The organism is Pantoea vagans (assembly GCF_004792415.1).
In the GTDB taxonomy this organism is placed as follows: domain Bacteria; phylum Pseudomonadota; class Gammaproteobacteria; order Enterobacterales; family Enterobacteriaceae; genus Pantoea; species Pantoea vagans.
On sequence record NZ_CP038853.1, the window covers coordinates 3,877,384 to 3,894,119 of the forward strand.

The following is a 16,736-nucleotide window of genomic DNA, read 5'->3' on the forward strand; positions in this document are numbered from 1 at the left end:
CAGCGCATAAAAACAAAAGGCGCGAAATTGTAGTTAAATTTCGCGCCTGCTGCAACAGCTAATTTGTGAGCGGAAAGAGGTTAACCTTTCTCCACCTGACCGAAGTCGAGCTCAACCGGTGTTGCACGACCAAAGATGGAAACGGATACCGTCAGGCGGCTCTTCTCGTAATCCACATCTTCAACCACACCGTTAAAGTCAGCGAACGGACCGTCATTAACACGAACCATTTCACCGGGTTCAAACAGCGTTTTAGGACGAGGCTTGTCGCCGACCTGCTGCAGACGATTCATGATCGCATCAACTTCTTTATCGCTGATAGGTGCAGGACGGTCAGAGGTACCGCCGATGAAACCCATCACGCGCGGGACGCTGCGTACTAAATGCCAGCTGGCGTCATTCATCACCATCTGAACCAGTACGTATCCCGGGAAAAACTTGCGCTCGCTCTTACGACGCTGGCCACCACGGATTTCAACGACTTCTTCAGTCGGAACCATGACTTCACCAAACAGCTCTTCCATGTTGTGCAATTTGATATGCTCGCGCAGCGATTGGGCTACGCGGCCTTCAAAACCGGAAAACGCCTGTACGACGTACCAGCGTTTCTTTGGAGCTTCAGACATCTCAGAACCTCAGGCCAGTGATAAACGATACCAGACGGACCAGAATACCATCCAGCCCCCACAAAATCAGTGACATCACGGCAGTAACCGCGGCAACGATTAACGTGGTGTGCAGCGTTTCCTGGCGGGTTGGCCAGATAACCTTACGCATTTCTGTTCTTGCTTCACGAGCAAAAGCCACGGTCGCTTTGCCTTTGGTCGTTAAAAGCGCAATGCCGCCAGCCGCTGCAATCAGTACAACTACGGCTAATGCACGCAGTGGCAGTGACACATCACGATAGAGGTAGTTACCTACAATCGCTGCAAGCAGCAGTAATATAACACCTACCCACTTTACCGCTTCCAGGCCACGCCCGCTCCCTTGAGCTTCGGTATTCGCACTCATAAACCAACCTGCCACAATAATTCAGAAACTATTCTGCCCCGCAGTGCGAGGCGTCCAAACCGAATGAGCTTTTGGGGCGTAACTCGGTATCCAACGCCGCATAACAGAGCCTGTCTCAGCAATGATTATGATTCAAAAAATCACTGATGAGCCAGGTTCTATGAAACAGCGTGCAAAAAGGGCATCAAATGATGCCCTTTCCGTGTGCATTGCGTCAAACGTTATCGGTAATTATGCGATAACTTTAGCAACAACACCCGCGCCAACGGTACGGCCACCTTCGCGGATTGCGAAGCGCAGACCTTCGTCCATTGCGATTGGGTGGATCAGGGTAACAACCATTTTGATGTTGTCGCCTGGCATGACCATTTCAACGCCTTCTGGCAGCTCTACTGAGCCGGTTACGTCAGTTGTACGGAAGTAGAACTGTGGACGATAGCCTTTGAAGAACGGAGTATGGCGGCCACCTTCGTCTTTAGACAGAACGTAAACTTCTGACTCGAACTGGGTGTGTGGCTTAATTGAGCCTGGCTTAGCCAGAACCTGGCCACGCTGGATGTCTTCACGCTTGATACCGCGCAGCAGAACACCACAGTTTTCGCCTGCCTGACCCTGGTCCAGCAGCTTACGGAACATCTCAACACCGGTACAGGTTGATTTCGCAGTATCTTTGATACCCACGATTTCAACTTCGTCGCCGACTTTAACGATGCCGCGCTCAACACGACCGGTAACAACAGTACCACGGCCAGAGATTGAGAATACGTCTTCGATTGGCAGCAGGAACGGCATGTCGATCGCACGGACTGGATCCGGGATGTAGTTGTCCAGGTGTTCAGCCAGTTCAATGATTTTCGCTTCCCACTCAGGAACGCCTTCCAGCGCTTTCAGAGCAGAACCACGAACGATTGGGGTGTCGTCGCCTGGGAAGTCGTACTGTGACAGCAGGTCACGCACTTCCATCTCTACCAGCTCCAGCAGCTCTTCATCATCAACCATGTCGCACTTGTTCAGGAACACGATGATGTAAGGAACGCCAACCTGACGACCCAGCAGGATGTGCTCACGGGTCTGTGGCATCGGGCCATCAGTCGCAGCAACAACCAGGATCGCGCCGTCCATCTGCGCAGCACCGGTGATCATGTTTTTCACATAGTCGGCGTGGCCTGGGCAGTCAACGTGAGCGTAGTGACGTGCAGCAGTCTCGTACTCAACGTGAGCGGTGTTGATGGTGATACCGCGGGCTTTTTCTTCAGGCGTGCTGTCGATCTGGTCGAATGCACGAGCCTGGCCGCCGTTGGTTTTAGCCAGTACGGTAGTGATAGCTGCAGTCAGGGTGGTTTTACCGTGGTCAACGTGACCGATGGTGCCCACGTTTACGTGCAGTTTGTTACGTTGAAATTGCTCTTTAGCCATCGCTAGTCCCTCTAAGACACGGATATATCAATGATATCATCACATTAACCAGGCAATGCCTGACTGCAAGGAAGTTACAGAGAAAATCAGGAGGGAGATTAAAGGAAGTGGTGCTGATACCCAGAGTCGAACTGGGGACCTCACCCTTACCAAGGGTGCGCTCTACCAACTGAGCCATATCAGCACATCTGGAGCGGGCAGCGGGAATCGAACCCGCATCATCAGCTTGGAAGGCTGAGGTAATAGCCATTATACGATGCCCGCATCCTGGAACTCGGCTACCTGTTCTTTCTGTAGCTTGCAGATAACAGTGAATGCTTCTCTGCTATCTACTGTCTGCCAGCGAAGCTGACCGACGTTGACTTCGCTAACGCTCAGTCTGAATTCAGGGTGATAAGTGACTCACCTGACAGATAAACAGGCCGTTTATCTGTACTCAACCGCGAGGCTGAGATGGTGGTGGGAGAAGGATTCGAACCTTCGAAGTCTGTGACGGCAGATTTACAGTCTGCTCCCTTTGGCCGCTCGGGAATCCCACCTACTTGATTGGTGCCGGCTACCGGAATCGAACTGGTGACCTACTGATTACAAGTCAGTTGCTCTACCAACTGAGCTAAGCCGGCATCAAGTGGAGCGCATTCTAGGAAGGTCGGGCCCTGGATGCAACTAAAAAATCGCATATTTTTTTCTATCGCTTACTATTTGTGCAAATCATCGCATTTTAACGTTTTTATGCAGATTATTTGTGCAATCTGGCGCTGTTTTCACAGGATCAGACTAAAGCGCGCCACCATCTTAACTCCCTCTGCCCTTCTCTTTTATGCGAATAAAAGGAGTGGCCAGCACCCTTTTTTTTACGTCGGGGTGCTGAATGAGGTTTTTTTGACCCTGGCTGAACCCTTTTTTCTCATGGAGCGGCGCACTTCTATCGAAAGCGGGACCATATTGTCATGCGCATTCTTTCTCACTATGACGATTTGCGCTGAAAGGAAGTGTTTAAAATGTCTTTGTACTGTTTGTTTTTTTGCGAAAGGTTGTGCGTGACATGTATCAGCCTTACTGTAAGCGTCGTATTATGCCGTTCAGCCAATCAGGCATAGCGATGACTGTATAAGCAGATTAAACGTCGCACATTAGCTGTGCCGGCCTGCAATATCATAAACAACGATAAAGCAGTAAAAATTAAAGGCACTGCAACGTTTTGTGGGTATGCCGACGAAAGCGTGATCGCGTTTATCTTTTTACTTCTGTTAAAAGCCATACTGGTGATACCCTCCAGCCCATTGTTCTCAATGATAAACCAGCGATTCGTGATTCACTTCACCCGTGCTGTCCTGCTTATCGGCTAATACGCGGTTGATAGTAATGAATTTGCGGTCAGATGCATGCTTATGGATAAAACAACCCCCCTGACAACGCCTTATCTGGAGTTCACTCGTGAGCAGTGGGCTGCATTACGTGATTCTGTGCCTATGACGCTGTCAGAGGAAGAGATCGCGCAGCTCAAGGGCATCAACGAAGATCTTTCGCTGGAGGAAGTTGCAGAAATTTATCTGCCACTTTCGCGTCTGCTTAATTTCTATATCAGCTCTAACGTTCGTCGGCAGGCGGTACTGGAGCAATTTCTGGGCACCAATAGCCAGAAAATCCCCTATATCATCAGTATCGCGGGGAGCGTCGCGGTCGGTAAAAGTACGACTGCGCGTGTACTGCAGGCGTTGCTCAGTCGCTGGCCTGAACATCGTAAAGTGGAATTGATCACGACGGATGGCTTCCTTCACCCTAATGCCGTGCTGAAAGAGCGTGGCTTAATGAAGAAAAAAGGCTTCCCGCAATCTTATGATATGCACCGGCTGGTCAATTTCGTCTCCGATTTAAAATCCGGCGCCAGTCAGGTGACCGCCCCGGTCTATTCGCACCTGATTTATGATGTCATCCCTGATGGCGATAAAGTGATACAGCAGCCAGATATTCTTATTCTGGAAGGTCTGAACGTATTACAGAGTGGCATGGACTATCCCCATGACCCTCATCATGTCTTTGTTTCGGACTTCGTTGACTTCTCTATCTATGTAGATGCAGAGGAAGACCTTCTGCAAAGCTGGTATATCAATCGATTCCTGAAATTCCGTCAGGGTGCCTTTACCGATCCAGACTCCTACTTCCACCATTACGCCCAGCTCTCGGAGGCAGAAGCGGTTGAGATAGCAGGTAATCTATGGAAAGAGATTAACTGGCTTAACCTGCAGGAAAATATCCTGCCGACACGTGAAAGGGCCAGCCTGATCATGACCAAAAGTGGCGATCATGCGGTCGATAAGGTTCGCCTGCGTAAATAACAGCGGTCATAAAAAAGCCTGCATCAGTGCAGGCTTTTTTTGATCAGACAGGACGCAGTGATATTTCCCCCCCCACCCAGGCTTTTATTTCACCATCCTGCTCCAGTAATAAACCACCCTGGCTGTCGACACCCCGTGCAATACCATGCACTTCACGTTCGCCGATGAGCAACTTAACGGGCCGGTTAATAAAATTGTCCAGTGCCGCCCAGCGCGAGATGAAGGCAGTTAATCCCTCCTGCTCAAACAGCGGCAGGGCCTCGCGCAGGCTGTTGATCAGACGGGCTGCCAGCTCATTGCGGTTCACGCTTACTCCGGCCTCCTGCAGGTTAATCCAGCCCTGATTAATCTGTGAAGCATCCGCTGTCCGCATCGCCAGATTGATGCCCGCCCCCATCACGATCTGAGCAGCATCACCGGTTTTACCGGTCAGTTCGACCAGAATACCTGCCAGTTTCCGATCGTTGAGGTAAATATCATTAGGCCACTTTACCCGGACATCATCGGCACCGAGTGCACGTAATGTTTCAGCCATAACAATGCCAATGACCAGGCTAAGACCCATCGCCGCAGCCGGACCCTGCTCAAGACGCCAGTACATGGACATGTAGAGGTTGGCACCAAAAGGAGAGAACCATTGACGACCACGACGGCCACGACCTGCCTGCTGATATTCAGCGATACAGGCGGCACCCGACTGCAGGTCATGCATGCGTTCTAGCAGATACTGGTTTGTGGAGTCAATGACCGGGATAACCGAGACATTGCCCTGCTTCACCTGTGACAGAATTGCCTGCTCATCCAGCAGCTGTATCGGGGCAGAGAGACTGTAGCCTTTCCCTGTCACGGTATAGACGTCCAGACCCCAGCTTTTTAGTGTCTGGATGTGCTTGTTGATGGCGGCACGACTCATGCCCAGAGTGTCGCCCAGCTGCTCGCCAGAATGAAACTCACCATCAGATAAAATATCGACCAGTTTTAGCGGGACACTGTGGTCTTTCATGCGATCACCCCGACAGCATTGCACTCACCCTGCGCCTGAATAAAGCGGACTTCGGGCTCCAGCCAGACATCAAATTTTTCACCCACCCGGGCGCGCACAGTTTTTGCCAGCGCAACGATATCCTCAGGCGTGGCATGGTCAGCGTTAATCAGCACCAGAGCCTGTTGCTGGTGAACGGCGGCGCCGCCGATGCGATACCCTTTCAGCTGACACTGATCGATAAGCCACCCTGCGGCCAGCTTAGTTTCTCCATCTGGCATCAGATAGTGTGGCATAGCGGGAAATTGGGTGAGCAGTGTGTGACACTGCGCCTCGGTGACGACCGGGTTTTTAAAGAAGCTGCCGACATTACCGGTGACTTTCGGATCCGGTAATTTGCTCTGCCGCATCTGGCAAACCGCGTGATAGACATCCCAGGCATTAGCTGTCACCGGATTAAGCGTTTTCAGATCGCCATAGGTTAATACCGGCTGCCATTGCTTAGGCAGGATCATCCCGACGGCGACGATGACATAGCCTGACTGGTAGCGATGTTTAAAAATGCTGTCACGATAGCCAAACTCACAGGCTTCACGATCGAGGCGTTCTGTCTCACCACTGTGCAGATTAAGTACATCCACGTATTCGCAGACAGCTTTTAATTCCACACCATAGGCACCAATGTTCTGAATCGGTGCCGAACCCGTCATTCCAGGGATCAATGCCAGGTTTTCCAGGCCAGTGATCCCTTTTTCCAGCGTGCTTTTAACCAGTTGATGCCAGTTTTCACCTGCCCCGACATGCAACTTCCAGCACTCAAATTCATCCTGAATTTTGATGCCTTTAATGCGATTCAGCACCACGGTACCGGCAAAATCCTCCAGGAAGAGGACGTTACTGCCTTCCCCGAGCACAAGGAAAGGTGACTGATTACGCTGGCTATCCTGCCATGCGGCCAGAATGGCGGCTGGCGTCTCTGCGACGATGCGTTTTTGTGTGTGTACTTCAAGCCCAAGCGTGTTGTCGGCTTTTAAGGAGGGATGCTGGCTGGACATTTGACGGCCTTTACTGAGTTATCTGGCCGTAGTTTACCGTATCAGAGAGGGGTTCTCAGGCTGTTTTCGGAGATTACGGTGCGGTTTTTCACGATCTGCAGACGTAAAAAAGCCCCGCACTCTCGTGCGGGGCTTCTTCACTTATTTGATGCCTGGCAGTTCCCTACTCTCGCATGGGGAGGCCCCACACTACCATCGGCGCTACGGCGTTTCACTTCTGAGTTCGGCATGGGGTCAGGTGGGACCACCGCGCTAAAGCCGCCAGGCAAATTCTGTCTCCGCGCCGCCACAGGGGGCCGCGCAGAATATCCGGTACAAGGCTGAAAATCGTGTCTCTCAAAAACGCCTCTGGCGTTGTAAGGTTAAGCCTCACGGGTCATTAGTACCGGTTAGCTCAACGCATCGCTGCGCTTACACACCCGGCCTATCAACGTCGTAGTCTTCAACGTCCCTTCAGGACCCTCAAGGGGTCAGGGAGAACTCATCTCGGGGCAAGTTTCGTGCTTAGATGCTTTCAGCACTTATCTTTTCCGCACTTAGCTACCGGGCAATGCCATTGGCATGACAACCCGAACACCAGTGGTGCGTTCACTCCGGTCCTCTCGTACTAGGAGCAACCCCCCTCAATTCTCCAGCGCCCACGGCAGATAGGGACCGAACTGTCTCACGACGTTCTAAACCCAGCTCGCGTACCACTTTAAACGGCGAACAGCCGTACCCTTGGGACCTACTTCAGCCCCAGGATGTGATGAGCCGACATCGAGGTGCCAAACACCGCCGTCGATATGAACTCTTGGGCGGTATCAGCCTGTTATCCCCGGAGTACCTTTTATCCGTTGAGCGATGGCCCTTCCATTCAGAACCACCGGATCACTATGACCTGCTTTCGCACCTGCTCGAGCCGTCACTCTCGCAGTCAAGCCAGCTTATGCCATTGCACTAACCTCACGATGTCCGACCGTGATTAGCTGACCTTCGTGCTCCTCCGTTACTCTTTAGGAGGAGACCGCCCCAGTCAAACTACCCACCAGACACTGTCCGCAGCCCGGATTACGGGCCTACGTTAGAACATCAAACATTAAAGGGTGGTATTTCAAGGTTGGCTCCACGCAGACTGGCGTCCGCGCTTCAAAGCCTCCCACCTATCCTACACATCAAGGCTCAATGTTCAGTGTCAAGCTGTAGTAAAGGTTCACGGGGTCTTTCCGTCTTGCCGCGGGTACACTGCATCTTCACAGCGAGTTCAATTTCACTGAGTCTCGGGTGGAGACAGCCTGGCCATCATTACGCCATTCGTGCAGGTCGGAACTTACCCGACAAGGAATTTCGCTACCTTAGGACCGTTATAGTTACGGCCGCCGTTTACCGGGGCTTCGATCAAGAGCTTCTCCTTGCGGATAACCCCATCAATTAACCTTCCGGCACCGGGCAGGCGTCACACCGTATACGTCCACTTTCGTGTTTGCACAGTGCTGTGTTTTTAATAAACAGTTGCAGCCAGCTGGTATCTTCGACTGGCTTCGGCTCGGGGAGCAAGTCCCTCCACCTACGCGCCAGCGTGCCTTCTCCCGAAGTTACGGCACCATTTTGCCTAGTTCCTTCACCCGAGTTCTCTCAAGCGCCTTGGTATTCTCTACCTGACCACCTGTGTCGGTTTGGGGTACGATTCTGTGTTACCTGATGCTTAGAGGCTTTTCCCCGAAGCTGGGCATTTATCACTTCAGCACCGTAGTGCCTCGTCGTCACGCCTCAGCGTTGATAAGGGACCGGATTTACCCGACCCTCCGCCTACACGCTTAAACCGGGACAACCGTCGCCCGGCTGATATAGCCTTCTCCGTCCCCCCTTCGCAGTAACACCGAGTACAGGAATATTAACCTGTTTCCCATCGACTACGCCTTTCGGCCTCGCCTTAGGGGTCGACTCACCCTGCTCCGATTAACGTTGAACAGGAACCCTTGGTCTTCCGGCGAGCGGGCTTTTCACCCGCTTTATCGTTACTTATGTCAGCATTCGCACTTCTGATACCTCCAGCATGCCTCACAGCACACCTTCGACGGCTTACAGAACGCTCCCCTACCCAACAACGCATAAGCGTCGCTGCCGCAGCTTCGGTGCATGGTTTAGCCCCGTTACATCTTCCGCGCAGGCCGACTCGACCAGTGAGCTATTACGCTTTCTTTAAATGATGGCTGCTTCTAAGCCAACATCCTGGCTGTCTGTGCCTTCCCACATCGTTTCCCACTTAACCATGACTTTGGGACCTTAGCTGGCGGTCTGGGTTGTTTCCCTCTTCACGACGGACGTTAGCACCCGCCGTGTGTCTCCCGTGATAACATTCCTCGGTATTCGCAGTTTGCATCGGGTTGGTAAGCCGGGATGGCCCCCTAGCCGAAACAGTGCTCTACCCCCGAGGATGAGTTCACGAGGCGCTACCTAAATAGCTTTCGGGGAGAACCAGCTATCTCCCGGTTTGATTGGCCTTTCACCCCCAGCCACAGGTCATCCGCTAATTTTTCAACATTAGTCGGTTCGGTCCTCCAGTTAGTGTTACCCAACCTTCAACCTGCCCATGGCTAGATCACCGGGTTTCGGGTCTATACCCTGCAACTTAACGCCCAGTTAAGACTCGGTTTCCCTGCGGCTCCCCTATACGGTTAACCTTGCTACAGAATATAAGTCGCTGACCCATTATACAAAAGGTACGCAGTCACCCCCATAAAGAAGGCTCCCACTGCTTGTACGTACACGGTTTCAGGTTCTGTTTCACTCCCCTCGCCGGGGTTCTTTTCGCCTTTCCCTCACGGTACTGGTTCACTATCGGTCAGTCAGGAGTATTTAGCCTTGGAGGATGGTCCCCCCATATTCAGACAGGATACCACGTGTCCCGCCTTACTCATCGAGCTCACAGCATATGCGCTTTTGTGTACGGGAGTATCACCCTGTACCCTGCGACTTTCCAGACGCTTCCACTAACACACATGCTGATTCAGGCTCTGGGCTGCTCCCCGTTCGCTCGCCGCTACTGGGGGAATCTCGGTTGATTTCTTTTCCTCGGGGTACTTAGATGTTTCAGTTCCCCCGGTTCGCCTTGCAGCACTATGTATTCATGCTGCAATGATGCACAGAGTGCACCGGGTTTCCCCATTCGGACATCGACGGCTGTAGCGGTTCATATCACCTTACCGTCGCTTTACGCAGATTAGCACGTCCTTCATCGCCTCTGACTGCCTGGGCATCCACCGTGTACGCTTAGTCGCTTAACCTCACAACCCACAGGCGTTTTTCAACGCTGCGAGCTGCAAGCATTTGAGAGACTCGAACATGTCGCGTTTTTCATTCTTATTACGGAGAATGAAAACGACACGTCGTTTCAATTTTCAGCTTGTTCCGGATTGTTAAAGAGCATAATACTTCGCAGCACACCGTTGCCGGTACGCTCTGAAGTATTCAGAAAAAACAGTTAAAACGGTATGGTGGAGCTAAGCGGGATCGAACCGCTGACCTCCTGCGTGCAAGGCAGGCGCTCTCCCAGCTGAGCTATAGCCCCATACAGTTACTGCAGAGACCACTACTACCACTCAACCGAGTACACTTCGTGAGAAATGCAATTCGTGCTCAGGCAAGGCATGTCTTCGCGAAGCATAGTGAACTATGCGAGCCGGAGACATAACGCAGCGTGAGTGCGAATTTGGTAGGCCTGAGTGGACTTGAACCACCGACCTCACCCTTATCAGGGGTGCGCTCTAACCACCTGAGCTACAAGCCTGTAGAGGTTTTTTCTGCTCGTTACTTTTTATCAGACAATCTGTGTGGACACTGCGCGGGAAGGTATCTTCAGGTAAGGAGGTGATCCAACCGCAGGTTCCCCTACGGTTACCTTGTTACGACTTCACCCCAGTCATGAATCACAAAGTGGTAAGCGCCCTCCCGAAGGTTAAGCTACCTACTTCTTTTGCAACCCACTCCCATGGTGTGACGGGCGGTGTGTACAAGGCCCGGGAACGTATTCACCGTGGCATTCTGATCCACGATTACTAGCGATTCCGACTTCACGGAGTCGAGTTGCAGACTCCGATCCGGACTACGACGCACTTTGTGAGGTCCGCTTGCTCTCGCGAGGTCGCTTCTCTTTGTATGCGCCATTGTAGCACGTGTGTAGCCCTACTCGTAAGGGCCATGATGACTTGACGTCATCCCCACCTTCCTCCGGTTTATCACCGGCAGTCTCCTTTGAGTTCCCGACCGAATCGCTGGCAACAAAGGATAAGGGTTGCGCTCGTTGCGGGACTTAACCCAACATTTCACAACACGAGCTGACGACAGCCATGCAGCACCTGTCTCACGGTTCCCGAAGGCACTAAGGCATCTCTGCCAAATTCCGTGGATGTCAAGAGTAGGTAAGGTTCTTCGCGTTGCATCGAATTAAACCACATGCTCCACCGCTTGTGCGGGCCCCCCGTCAATTCATTTGAGTTTTAACCTTGCGGCCGTACTCCCCAGGCGGTCGACTTAACGCGTTAGCTCCGGAAGCCACTCCTCAGGGGAACAACCTCCAAGTCGACATCGTTTACGGCGTGGACTACCAGGGTATCTAATCCTGTTTGCTCCCCACGCTTTCGCACCTGAGCGTCAGTCTTTGTCCAGGGGGCCGCCTTCGCCACCGGTATTCCTCCAGATCTCTACGCATTTCACCGCTACACCTGGAATTCTACCCCCCCTCTACAAGACTCAAGCCTGCCAGTTTCAAATGCAGTTCCCAGGTTAAGCCCGGGGATTTCACATCTGACTTAACAGACCGCCTGCGTGCGCTTTACGCCCAGTAATTCCGATTAACGCTTGCACCCTCCGTATTACCGCGGCTGCTGGCACGGAGTTAGCCGGTGCTTCTTCTGCGGGTAACGTCAATCGACGCGGTTATTAACCACATCGCCTTCCTCCCCGCTGAAAGTACTTTACAACCCGAAGGCCTTCTTCATACACGCGGCATGGCTGCATCAGGCTTGCGCCCATTGTGCAATATTCCCCACTGCTGCCTCCCGTAGGAGTCTGGACCGTGTCTCAGTTCCAGTGTGGCTGGTCATCCTCTCAGACCAGCTAGGATCGTCGCCTAGGTGGGCCATTACCCCGCCTACTAGCTAATCCCATCTGGGTTCATCCGATAGTGAGAGGCCCGAAGGTCCCCCTCTTTGGTCTTGCGACGTTATGCGGTATTAGCCACCGTTTCCAGTGGTTATCCCCCTCTATCGGGCAGATCCCCAGACATTACTCACCCGTCCGCCACTCGTCACCCAAGGAGCAAGCTCCTCTGTGCTACCGTCCGACTTGCATGTGTTAGGCCTGCCGCCAGCGTTCAATCTGAGCCATGATCAAACTCTTCAATTTAAGTTTGATTTGCTTAAACAAGTTAAGCGGTGCTCATCTGTAAAACGTCATAATGAATTTCATTATGTGTTCACTCGTGAGGCTTTGATATTTTGTTGCGTCCTGAGACGCTGATATCAATCCTGCGAGTGCCCACACAGATTGTCTGATAAATTGTTAAAGAGCAGTGCGAACAGTGCGTTAGCGTCCTGTCGCGAGGTGGCGTATATTACGCTTTCCTCCTGCAGAGTCAACCTCTTTCTCAGAAGTTTTTCTCCGGCGGCGCAGTCTCCTGTGCCTCCCGACCCGTTTCCCGTTGCCGGTGTTCCGTGTCGATGGAGGCGCATTATAGGGAGTTCGCGCGGGCTGACAAGTGTTTATTACGAAAAGATTATCGTTCGCAGTAATTTTCATCAAATCGCGCTAATTCGCTACGATTTGCCTGGTAACTGTGCAAAATCATTGGCAAAAGTGCGAACCTGCTGCCAGTCCGTGTATTCCACTTCTTTCGTTGAATCTGTCTCGCCACCGGTCATACGCATAATCAGCTGTATCATGACGCGATCGAACCAGCGATAGCGCGGATAATAAAGTGCGCCCGCGAACACGGCACAGCAATTGGGTTGCCACGGAGAGTTAGCCAGAAACTTTTGCGTATAGGCGTTAGTTTCAGGCGAACGCTTCTCCGGTTTCCGCGCCGTCAGGTTCACCGAAAAGAAACCGCTGGTACGCTGCTGCAATTCCCTGAGGTGCTGCTTAACGAACTTATCGACGACCGGCTGGAAATGGCCGTAGCGGATCGAGGCGCCAATCAGCACGCGATCATACTGCGCCCAGTCAGGCAGAGCGACATCCTGAATGTCCAGCACATCACATGGCTGCTGCTGACGGATCACCTCAGCAATAGAAGAGGCAATCTTCTTTGTTTGTCCGTCGCGAGTGGAATAGAGAATCAGCGCTTTCATGTCAGCATCCTTATTAATTATTCGCGCCAGAAAGTAGGCGTGAACAGCACCAGCAAGGTAAATACCTCGAGACGCCCGAACAGCATGGTAGAAATAAGAATCCATTTCGCCACGTCATTCATTGAAGTGAAGTTATCGGCCACAACCCCTAAACCCGGCCCGAGGTTGTTGAGCGTCGCGGCAACCGCAGCAAAAGCCGAGAAGTCATCGACACCGGTGGCGATGATTGCCAGCATGCTAACCAGGAACACCAGTGCATAGGCCGAGAAGAATCCCCAGACGGCTTCAAGGATACGTTCCGGAAGCGCCCGATTACCCAGCTTAATGGTGTAGACCGCATTCGGGTGAACCAGACGCTTAAGCTCACGGTTACCCTGCTTGCATAACAGCAGGATGCGAATCACCTTCAGGCCACCGCCGGTTGAACCGGCACAGCCGCCAATAAAGGCGGAGCACAACAGAAGCACCGGCAGGAACAATGGCCAGCGTGCGATGCTGTCGGTCGTGAATCCCGCCGTCGTCGCCATGGAAACCACCTGGAAAAAGGCCTGATTCAGCGTCTGCCAGCCGCTGGCATAGACATTGTGGAACCAGAGCACCAGCGTGCAGATCAACACCAGCGTCAGCTGAACGCCAATGAACATGCGGAATTCCGGGTCGCGCCAGTACACGCGCAAATTACGTCCGCTTAACATGGCAAAGTGCAGGCCGTAATTACAGCCTGAGATCAGCAGAAACACCGCCACGATGGTATTGATGGTACCACTATGAAAATAGCCGATGCTGGCATCGTGAGTAGAAAAGCCGCCAATGGCGATGGTTGAGAAGCTGTGACCGATAGCATCAAACGCCGGCATGCCCGCCAGCCACAGCGCCAGTGCACAGGCCACCGTCAGCAGGACGTAGATCAGCCAGAGTGTCTTGGCTGTCTCGGCGATTCGTGGCCGCATCTTGTTATCTTTTAACGGACCCGGCATTTCAGCGCGATAGAGCTGCATGCCCCCGACGCCCAGAATCGGCAGTATCGCCACCGCTAACACGATGATCCCCATACCGCCCAGCCACTGGAGCATCTGCCGATAGAAGAGGATCGCCTTAGGCAGAGAATCCAGCCCCACCAGCGTGGTGGCACCCGTCGTCGTCAGGCCCGAGAACGATTCAAAGAATGCATCCGTCACCGAAAGATGCGGCTGCTCGGCAAAGATAAAGGGCATGGCCCCTACGCTGCCCAGCACCGTCCAGAACAGGACGACGATCAGGAACCCTTCGCGCGGTTTGAGTTCGGTTTTCTTTTTACGATTCGGCCACCACAGCAGCGAGCCAATCACCAGCGCCATCATAAAGGTCTGGCTAAACGCCCGCCCCGCCCCATCGCGATAAATGAGGGCGACCAGACCGGGCAAAATCATCGTCACTGAAAAGAGGATCACCAGCAGACCGACTATGCGGGTAATGGCGCGAAAGTGCATTCAGCCGTTCCTTTAAATAATAGAGATGAACATCAGGGTGTGAGCGGGATCAGCGATAACGCGCCCCGACTAAAGTCTGACAGATTTTTTTTGAATCCGTCGATTTGTCCGTAAGGTACAGCCAGCGTCAATGCAATGCGATCCTGAAACTGACTGTCGGTCACCCTACCGTCGAAACGCTGAACCAGCCGTTCAATATCGCTGAGCTGTGGATAGTCGCATTGCAAGGTGAACAGCTTCATCGGTACTTTGCGCTGCCGTGGCAGCAGCTTAAGTCCCTGCTGGACCCCACCGCCATAGGCTTTTACTAAGCCGCCGGTTCCCAGCATGATGCCGCCGTAATAACGCACGACGACGGCGGTAATCTCGCCAATATCTGCGCCCATCAGCTGCGCAAGCATCGGTTTGCCGGCCGTGCCCGAGGGTTCCCCATCATCAGAGAAGCCAAGCTGCTGGGAATCATTCGGTGCGCCCGCGACCCACGCCCAGCAGTGATGCCGGGCAGCGGGATGCTCGCTTTTCACCTGCTGGACAAATGCCCGCGCCGCCTCAGCGCCTTCGGTGTGTGCCAGTAGCGTAATGAAGCGACTCTTTTTGATCGTCTCCTCACTACTGCTGACTGGCACAGCCGGAATATCAAAAGCGTCCATCAGGCCAGATGCAGATCGCGGGTCATATTCTCAACGCGATGCGCATGGATCACCACGTTGTCCTCGATACGAATCCCGCCATAAGGCCGAAGCGCATCGATAGCCTGCCAGTTAAAGTGCTGACTGAAACGGCCTGCACGCAGCGGTGCCAGTAATGAGTCAATAATATAGAAGCCCGGCTCGATGGTTAAGACCATGCCCGGTTGCAGCACGCGGGTGCAGCGAAGATAAGGATATTGCGCGGGCGCGGCCAGATGGGTGCCCTGATCATCCTGCATAAAGCCAGCCACGTCATGCACCTGCAGACCCAGCGGATGTCCCAGACCATGTGGCATAAACGGACCGGTCAGATCTTCAGCCACCAGCGCTTCTTCGCTAATCCCCTGCACCAGCTCAAACTTCAGCAACATCTTCGCAATACGCTGGTGCATCTGAAGATGATAATCGGTGTAGCGCACGCCCGCTTTCAGCGTAGCGATCAGCGCCAGCTCTTCCGCATTCATCGCCTCAACCATTCTGGCATAGAGCGAACTGCTCTGCGCCGCATAGCTGCGGGTTAAATCGGCGGCATAGCCAAGATACTCAGCACCGGCATCAATCAAAAAGCTGTGGCGTTTCGCCGGTGGCTGATGATCCAGCCGGGTGTAGTGCAGCACCGCAGCGTGTTCATTAAGCGCGATGATATTGCCGTAAGGCACATCAGTATCGCGATGCCCGGTTGCGGTCAGATAGGCCTGGTTGATATCGAACTCGCTTAAGCCTGCAGAGAATGCCTCTTTCGCTGCGCGATGACCCGCAACCGCCAGTTTCTGCGCCTGGCGCAGGCAGGCAAGTTCATAATCTGTTTTGATGCTGCGATGGAAATGCAGGAAGTCGATCACCGCTTTCGGATTGATATTGCCGGAAGTGATACCGAGCTGAGCCGCACGTGCGTTAACCGGGCCGATATAGGCGACGTTATCGCGCTGTGCAGGCAGCAGTTGCGCAATCTCATCGGCATTTTTCAGGCCGATAACCTCAACATCCCCGGTCCAGAAGCTATCCGGCAGCGGTTCAACGTTGTGCCAGTAATCTACCGGAGAGTAGAACCACAGTTTCGGTTTGTTCACCCCGTCAATCCAAAGCCAGCAGTTGGGGACCTGCGTTACCGGCACCCAAGCCTTGAACTGCGGATTCACCTTAAACGGATAGGTGTGGTCATCCAGAAACACCGTCAACAATTCACCGGAATGGATCAACATCGCATCCAGTTTATTGCGTGCCAGCACCTGCTGCGCCCGTTGTTGCAACGTGGCGATATGCGCGTGATACAAGGTCTTCAGTGAATCCATTGACGTCTCTCCAGTGTCGCGAAATGGCCGCAAGTTTAGCATACCCCTTGTGCAGATGCCGAAGTCGGCGCAGCTGTGATCTTGTTAGCAAATAAGCAAAGAGCAGTTTGCAAATAATTAACATCGCTCCCACACTCACGATCATCTGGTATGA

Annotated in this window: 10 protein-coding genes, 6 tRNA genes and 3 rRNA genes; 1 reads left to right on the forward strand and 18 read right to left on the reverse strand. The window is 53.0% G+C overall.

The window, feature by feature from the left end; all coding sequences use genetic code 11:
- Nucleotides 1–80 precede the first annotated feature (80 nt).
- The 7 genes from nusG to EGO56_RS18145 form a co-directional block, all read right to left on the reverse strand.
- Nucleotides 81–626 (reverse strand): transcription termination/antitermination protein NusG, encoded by a 546-nt coding sequence (nusG, locus tag EGO56_RS18115; RefSeq protein WP_013359732.1) that lies wholly within the window; start codon nt 624–626, stop codon nt 81–83.
- A 1-nt stretch (nt 627) separates the two neighbouring features.
- Nucleotides 628–1,011 carry a preprotein translocase subunit SecE gene (gene secE, locus EGO56_RS18120; protein WP_135910438.1) on the reverse strand — a complete coding sequence of 128 codons (384 nt, stop codon included), beginning with the start codon at nt 1,009–1,011 and terminating at the stop codon, nt 628–630.
- 231 nt (nt 1,012–1,242) lie between these two features.
- A complete protein-coding gene (tuf, locus tag EGO56_RS18125; protein WP_013359730.1) occupies nt 1,243–2,427 on the reverse strand; it encodes an elongation factor Tu in 1,185 nt (394 codons plus the stop codon).
- Between the two features lie 108 nt (nt 2,428–2,535).
- A tRNA-Thr gene (locus EGO56_RS18130) sits at nt 2,536–2,611 on the reverse strand.
- 5 nt (nt 2,612–2,616) lie between these two features.
- Nucleotides 2,617–2,691, reverse strand: a tRNA-Gly gene (locus EGO56_RS18135).
- A 190-nt stretch (nt 2,692–2,881) separates the two neighbouring features.
- Nucleotides 2,882–2,966, reverse strand: a tRNA-Tyr gene (locus EGO56_RS18140).
- An 8-nt stretch (nt 2,967–2,974) separates the two neighbouring features.
- Nucleotides 2,975–3,050: transfer RNA gene (locus EGO56_RS18145), tRNA-Thr, on the reverse strand.
- A 768-nt stretch (nt 3,051–3,818) separates the two neighbouring features.
- Between EGO56_RS18145 and coaA the strand changes: the two genes are divergently transcribed.
- A complete protein-coding gene (gene coaA, locus EGO56_RS18155) occupies nt 3,819–4,766 on the forward strand; it encodes a type I pantothenate kinase (protein WP_033784445.1) in 948 nt (315 codons plus the stop codon).
- A gap of 43 nt (nt 4,767–4,809) precedes the next feature.
- On the opposite strand, the gene birA is transcribed toward coaA, so the two are convergent.
- The 11 genes from birA to pepQ all read right to left on the reverse strand — a co-directional run bounded on the left by birA (nt 4,810) and on the right by pepQ (nt 16,582).
- Entirely contained in the window at nt 4,810–5,769 is a 960-nt protein-coding gene (birA, locus tag EGO56_RS18160) for a bifunctional biotin--[acetyl-CoA-carboxylase] ligase/biotin operon repressor BirA (RefSeq protein ID WP_095706383.1), read from the reverse strand.
- A complete protein-coding gene (gene murB / locus EGO56_RS18165) occupies nt 5,766–6,803 on the reverse strand; it encodes a UDP-N-acetylmuramate dehydrogenase (protein ID WP_135910440.1) in 1,038 nt (345 codons plus the stop codon). The genes birA and murB overlap by 4 nt, the downstream gene beginning before the upstream one ends.
- Nucleotides 6,804–6,953: 150 nt before the next feature.
- Nucleotides 6,954–7,069: ribosomal RNA gene (gene rrf / locus EGO56_RS18170) — 5S ribosomal RNA — on the reverse strand.
- Between the two features lie 92 nt (nt 7,070–7,161).
- Nucleotides 7,162–10,069: ribosomal RNA gene (locus EGO56_RS18175) — 23S ribosomal RNA — on the reverse strand.
- 208 nt (nt 10,070–10,277) lie between these two features.
- Nucleotides 10,278–10,353 (reverse strand) — tRNA-Ala (locus EGO56_RS18180).
- 142 nt (nt 10,354–10,495) lie between these two features.
- Nucleotides 10,496–10,572 (reverse strand) — tRNA-Ile (locus EGO56_RS18185).
- Between the two features lie 73 nt (nt 10,573–10,645).
- Nucleotides 10,646–12,188, reverse strand: a 16S ribosomal RNA gene (locus EGO56_RS18190).
- Together the 16S, 23S and 5S rRNA genes with 2 tRNA genes alongside form the textbook arrangement of a ribosomal RNA operon.
- 410 nt (nt 12,189–12,598) lie before the next feature.
- Nucleotides 12,599–13,132 carry a menaquinone-dependent protoporphyrinogen IX dehydrogenase gene (gene hemG, locus EGO56_RS18195; protein ID WP_135910441.1) on the reverse strand — a complete coding sequence of 178 codons (534 nt, stop codon included), beginning with the start codon at nt 13,130–13,132 and terminating at the stop codon, nt 12,599–12,601.
- A gap of 17 nt (nt 13,133–13,149) precedes the next feature.
- Complete coding sequence (trkH, locus tag EGO56_RS18200) at nt 13,150–14,601, reverse strand: Trk system potassium transporter TrkH (protein ID WP_013359724.1); 1,452 nt, start codon at nt 14,599–14,601, stop codon at nt 13,150–13,152.
- Between the two features lie 32 nt (nt 14,602–14,633).
- Nucleotides 14,634–15,251: an IMPACT family protein gene (locus tag EGO56_RS18205; RefSeq protein WP_135910442.1), complete on the reverse strand. Its 618-nt coding sequence runs from the start codon at nt 15,249–15,251 to the stop codon at nt 14,634–14,636.
- A complete protein-coding gene (gene pepQ / locus EGO56_RS18210) occupies nt 15,251–16,582 on the reverse strand; it encodes a Xaa-Pro dipeptidase (protein WP_033734842.1) in 1,332 nt (443 codons plus the stop codon). The genes EGO56_RS18205 and pepQ overlap by 1 nt, the downstream gene beginning before the upstream one ends.
- Between the last annotated feature and the right edge of the window lie 154 nt (nt 16,583–16,736).